We start from the raw sequence: 4,488 nt of genomic DNA on the forward strand, positions 1-4,488 counted from the left end.
TCCCCCCGCCCGAGGCGCAGGCGTACTACGACTTCGAGGCCAAGTACATCGACTCCACCCCGGGTCTCGTCCCGGCCCCCCTCACTCCCGAGGAGACGGCCGAGGTCCAGCGCCTGGCGGTCGACGCGTTCGAGGCGGCGTCCTGCGAGGGCCTGGTCCGCGCGGACTTCTTCCTCACCGAGGACGGCGAGTTCGTGATCAACGAGATCAACACGATGCCCGGCTTCACGCCCATCTCGATGTATCCGCAGATGTGGCAGGCGAGCGGGGTGAGCTACCCGGAGCTGATCGACCTGCTGGTGCGGGCGGCACTCCGGCGGTCGACGGGCCTGCGCTGACCCCACTCTCAAGGGGCGCGGGGAACTGCGCGACCAGCCACACACGGCCCGCAGACTCAAGACAAGGGCACCATCACGGCGCTCAGGAGGCGATCCCCTCGGGGATCGCCTTCTTCACGGCCGCGGCCAGATCGATCAGCACACTCGAACTGTCCACGCCCTCCGGCGCCCGGACCTCGACGTAGGCCTCACGGTTGGCGGTGGTGAACACGTACCCGTCGTCGTCCTGCTTCTCCATCAGCCAGTCCACGCCGTTCACGCCCCCGGCGACGGCATCGGGATCGTGTCCGTCGGCGACCTTGGGATCGACCATCTTCGGCGGCTGCGGCACACCGCAGCGAAGTATGATCGCCGGGCTGCCCCAGCTCGCCGTCAGCGCCGACGCGGGCTCGGGATCCTCACGGCGCTCACCGTTCACCTTCGCCGGCAGTACCTTGTCCAGGTTCCGGCACAGTTCCGCGACCTTCGCGTCCGGACTGGGAACCGCCGCCGACGCGCTGTCGTCTGCTGAGGAGCAGCCCGCAACAGTGATCAACAGCGCGACAGCGGGCAGGCGGAACACGCGGAGGACACAAGGGTGCCGGTGACGCAAAGAGTTCACCGGCACAGGGTAGACGGGGGCTACAGATGGACGACCGGACAGGTCAGGGTGCGGGTGATGCCGTCCACTTGCTGGACCTTGGCGACCACCATGCGGCCGAGGTCGTCGACGGTGTCGGCCTGCGCCCGCACGATCACGTCGTACGGTCCCGTCACGTCTTCGGCCTGGATAATCCCAGGGATCTTGCTGATCGTTTCGGCGACGGTCGACGCCTTGCCGACCTCCGTCTGGATCAGGATGTACGCCTGTACCACGGAACCTCCAGGGCGGCCACGAGGATCATGTGGGGAAAAGGAACGCCACGGTATCGCGTCGCCGCTCGCCGCGGGGAGACCTGCGGGGACCGGGTCTTGCGCGCCGAGGTGCAGGTCCGGCAGAACGTGCCGGTCACTTCGACCGTAGCGAGGACTGAGATGCCTCGCGACCGGGCACGGACAGGGACAGAAGGGGAGAAAGGGCAATGAAGGGCACTGTTGGTGAGCTCGGTGAGTTCGGGCTCATCAGGGAGCTCACCTCCCGTCTGACCACCACCCCGGCGGTCCGGGTAGGCCCCGGCGACGACGCCGCCGTGGTGGCCGCGCCCGACCGCAGGGTCGTGGCGAGCACGGACATCCTGGTGGAGGGCCGGCACTTCCGGCGTGACTGGTCGACGGCCTACGACGTGGGCCGCAAGGCGGCCGCGCAGAACCTCGCCGACATCGCCGCCATGGGTGCCGTACCGACCGCGCTCCTGCTCGGCCTGGTCGTCCCGGCCGAACTGCCGGTGACGTGGCCGAGCGAGCTGATGGACGGCCTGCGCGACGAATGCCAGGTGGCGGGCGCCGCCGTGGTCGGCGGTGATGTCGTGCGCGGCGACTCGATCATGGTGTCGATCACCGCGCTCGGCGATCTGCGCAACCAGGAGCCGGTGACGCGGGCGGGCGCCCGGCCCGGCGATCGCGTCGCGGTGACCGGCTGGCTGGGCTGGTCGGCCGCCGGGTACGCGGTGCTGTCGCGGGGGTTCCGCTCGCCGCGGGCGTTCGTGGAGGCGCACCGGCGGCCCGAGCCGCCGTACCACGCGGGTCCGGCCGCCGCCGGGCTCGGGGCGACCGCGATGTGCGACGTGAGCGACGGGCTGATCGCCGACCTCGGGCACATCGCCGAGGCGAGCAAGGTGCGGATCGACATCCGCTCTGGGGCGATCGACATCCCGTCCCAGATGAACGACATCGGCCAGGCCGTCGGGGTCGACCCCATGCAGTGGGTGCTGACCGGGGGAGAGGACCACGCGATCGTGGCGACCTTCCCGCCGGACGTGAAGCTGCCCGCCCGCTGGAAGGTCATCGGCGAGGTCCTCAACCCCTCGGCGCTGCCCCAGGTGACGGTCGACGGGGCGCCGTGGACCAGCAAGGGCGGCTGGGACCACTTCGGGGACATAGAGTCATGATCCCGGGTGTCCTGACGGTGGCGGGCTCCGACTCCGGCGGAGGTGCGGGCATCCAGGCCGACCTCAAGACGATGCTCGCGCTCGGTGTGCACGGCATGAGCGTCGTCACGGCGGTGACCGCGCAGAACTCCCTCGGCGTGCAGGGGGCTTGGGAACTGCCTGTGGAGGCCGTGCGGGCCCAGTACCGCAGCGTCGTCGACGACATCGGTGTCCGGGCGGTCAAGACCGGGATGCTGGCCTCCGCGGAACTCGTGGAGGCCGTCGCCGAGTTGATCGCGGAGACGGACGCCCCTGCCGTGGTCGACCCGGTGGGGGTCTCCAAGCACGGCGACGCCCTGCTCGCCGCCTCCGCGCTGGACTCCGTCCGTACGAAGCTGCTGCCGGTGGCCACGGTCGCCACACCGAACCTCGACGAGGTGGCCCAGATCACGGGCGTACGGGTCGAGTCGGAGGGGGAGATGCGGCGGGCCGCTGCTGCCGTCCTCGCGTACGGACCGCGCTGGGCGCTGATCAAGGGCGGGCACCTGCCGGGCGACGCCGTCGATCTGCTCACGGACGGATCCGAGGAGCACTGGTTGCGGGCGCCCAGGCACGACAACCGCCACACCCACGGCACCGGCTGCACCCTCGCCTCGGCGATCGCCTCCCAGCTCGCCAAGGGGCAGTCCGTGCCGGAGGCGGTGGCGGCGGCGAAGGAGTACGTCACCGGGGCCGTCGCGGCCGGGTTCGCGCTCGGCGGGGGGATCGGCCCGGTGGATCACGGATGGCGCTTCCGGGCGGGGTCCGAGCGCTGACGTGCGAGAGCTGAGCGCTGAGGGGCGGGACCTGAGCGCTGATGTGCGGCATCTGAGCGCTGACGCGCGGGGATCGAGCGCTGATCTCCGGCATGGCAAAGAGCCGGTCCACCAGAGGTGGACCGGCTCTGCAGCGAACCAGCAGTGGCCGCGCGCTAGCTGAGCGTCAGCGCGAGACCTTGCCGGCCTTGATGCACGAGGTGCAAGCGTTCAGGCGCTTCGGCGTCCCGCCCACCACGGTACGCACACGCTGGATGTTCGGGTTCCAGCGACGGGGCGTACGGCGGTGCGAGTGCGAGATGTTGTTGCCGAAGCCCGGCCCCTTGCCGCAGACGTCGCAGTTGGCAGCCACGGGTCACTCCAAAGACTTCAGATGCACTTACGGTTGATCCCGGCAGGCCGGGATCAAGATTCTCGGGCTTTGCGAAGCCGGTCGAAATCTGAGTGGCGTTGCCAGGGGGAAGGCCCGATCAGATCGGGCAACCGGAGCAGCATACAACGGCTGCACCCGTAGAACGAAACTACCATGCCAGCTCAGGGGCCCGGTCCCCTCCCTCTTCCGGTGAACACCGCCCCTGGGTCTACGCTGCGAGCCACGTCCAGCAGCTCAGGGAGGCCTAGTGGCGCAGGTGCCGCAGACACTCTTCGATGCTCTCGCGGTGCGCACCTGGTGCGGTCTCGCGCTGGAGACCCTGGGGCGGGCGCGCGAGGAGATCGACGCGATCAACGTCTACCCGGTGGCGGACGGCGACACCGGCACCAACCTGTATCTGACCGTGGAGTCGGCGGTCGCTGCGGTCGAGGCGGTGTTCGCCGGGCATGCGGCGGGGTCCGGCCCCGGCGGGCCGACGCTCGCCGACGCCGCCCGGGCGATGGCGCACGGGGCGCTCATCGGAGCACGCGGGAACTCCGGGACGATCCTCGCCCAGCTGCTGCGCGGCATGGCCCAGGTGCTGGCCGACGACGACCCCGCCCACGCGGACGGCCAGGGCCTGCGCCTCGCCCTGCGGCAGGCGGCCGACTCCGCCCGCCGGGCCGTCGCCCATCCCGTGGAGGGCACCGTCCTCACGGTCGCCTCGGCCGCCGCCGACGCCGCGGACGGTGCGCGGGGCGACTGCGGGACCGTGGCCCGGGCGGCCTACGAGGGAGCCAGCGCTGCCCTCGCCGCGACCCCGGGCCAGCTGCCCGTCCTGGAACGGGCCGGAGTGGTCGACGCCGCGGACGGTGCGCGGGGCGACTGCGGGACCGTGGCCCGGGCGGCCTACGAGGGAGCCAGCGCTGCCCTCGCCGCGACCCCGGGCCAGCTGCCCGTCCTGGAACGGGCCGGAG

6 protein-coding genes and 1 pseudogene are annotated in these 4,488 nt (G+C 71.2%); 4 read left to right on the forward strand and 3 right to left on the reverse strand.

Annotated elements, in window-relative coordinates:
• A pseudogene (locus C1J00_RS38725) lies at positions 1-338 on the forward strand (D-alanine--D-alanine ligase A); the annotation flags it as partial.
• Positions 339-420: 82 nt separating this feature from the next.
• On the opposite strand, the gene C1J00_RS38730 reads toward C1J00_RS38725, so the two are convergent.
• Both C1J00_RS38730 and C1J00_RS38735 read right to left on the reverse strand, forming a co-directional pair.
• Entirely contained in the window at positions 421-939 is a 519-nt protein-coding gene (locus C1J00_RS38730; RefSeq protein WP_102913570.1) for a DUF3515 domain-containing protein, read from the reverse strand.
• Positions 940-959: 20 nt separating this feature from the next.
• Positions 960-1,193 (reverse strand): Lrp/AsnC family transcriptional regulator, encoded by a 234-nt coding sequence (locus C1J00_RS38735; protein ID WP_020138723.1) that lies wholly within the window; start codon positions 1,191-1,193, stop codon positions 960-962.
• A 206-nt stretch (positions 1,194-1,399) separates the two neighbouring features.
• Between C1J00_RS38735 and C1J00_RS38740 the strand changes: the two genes are divergently transcribed.
• The gene (locus C1J00_RS38740) at positions 1,400-2,365 is read left to right on the forward strand and encodes a thiamine-phosphate kinase (protein ID WP_033313188.1); all 966 of its coding nucleotides are present in this window, start codon (positions 1,400-1,402) and stop codon (positions 2,363-2,365) included.
• Complete coding sequence (gene thiD / locus C1J00_RS38745) at positions 2,362-3,159, forward strand: bifunctional hydroxymethylpyrimidine kinase/phosphomethylpyrimidine kinase (RefSeq protein ID WP_102913571.1); 798 nt, start codon at positions 2,362-2,364, stop codon at positions 3,157-3,159. The genes C1J00_RS38740 and thiD overlap by 4 nt, the downstream gene beginning before the upstream one ends.
• Positions 3,160-3,325: 166 nt before the next feature.
• Here thiD and rpmB read toward each other — a convergent pair whose 3' ends face one another.
• Entirely contained in the window at positions 3,326-3,511 is a 186-nt protein-coding gene (gene rpmB, locus C1J00_RS38750) for a 50S ribosomal protein L28 (RefSeq protein ID WP_102913572.1), read from the reverse strand.
• 268 nt (positions 3,512-3,779) lie between these two features.
• On the opposite strand from rpmB, the gene C1J00_RS38755 reads away from it, so the two are divergent.
• Positions 3,780-4,488: DAK2 domain-containing protein (locus C1J00_RS38755; RefSeq protein WP_245936681.1), on the forward strand; the 709-nt coding region annotated here is incomplete at its 3' end.

This window comes from Streptomyces cahuitamycinicus, assembly GCF_002891435.1.
Classification (GTDB): Bacteria; Actinomycetota; Actinomycetes; order Streptomycetales; family Streptomycetaceae; genus Streptomyces; species Streptomyces cahuitamycinicus.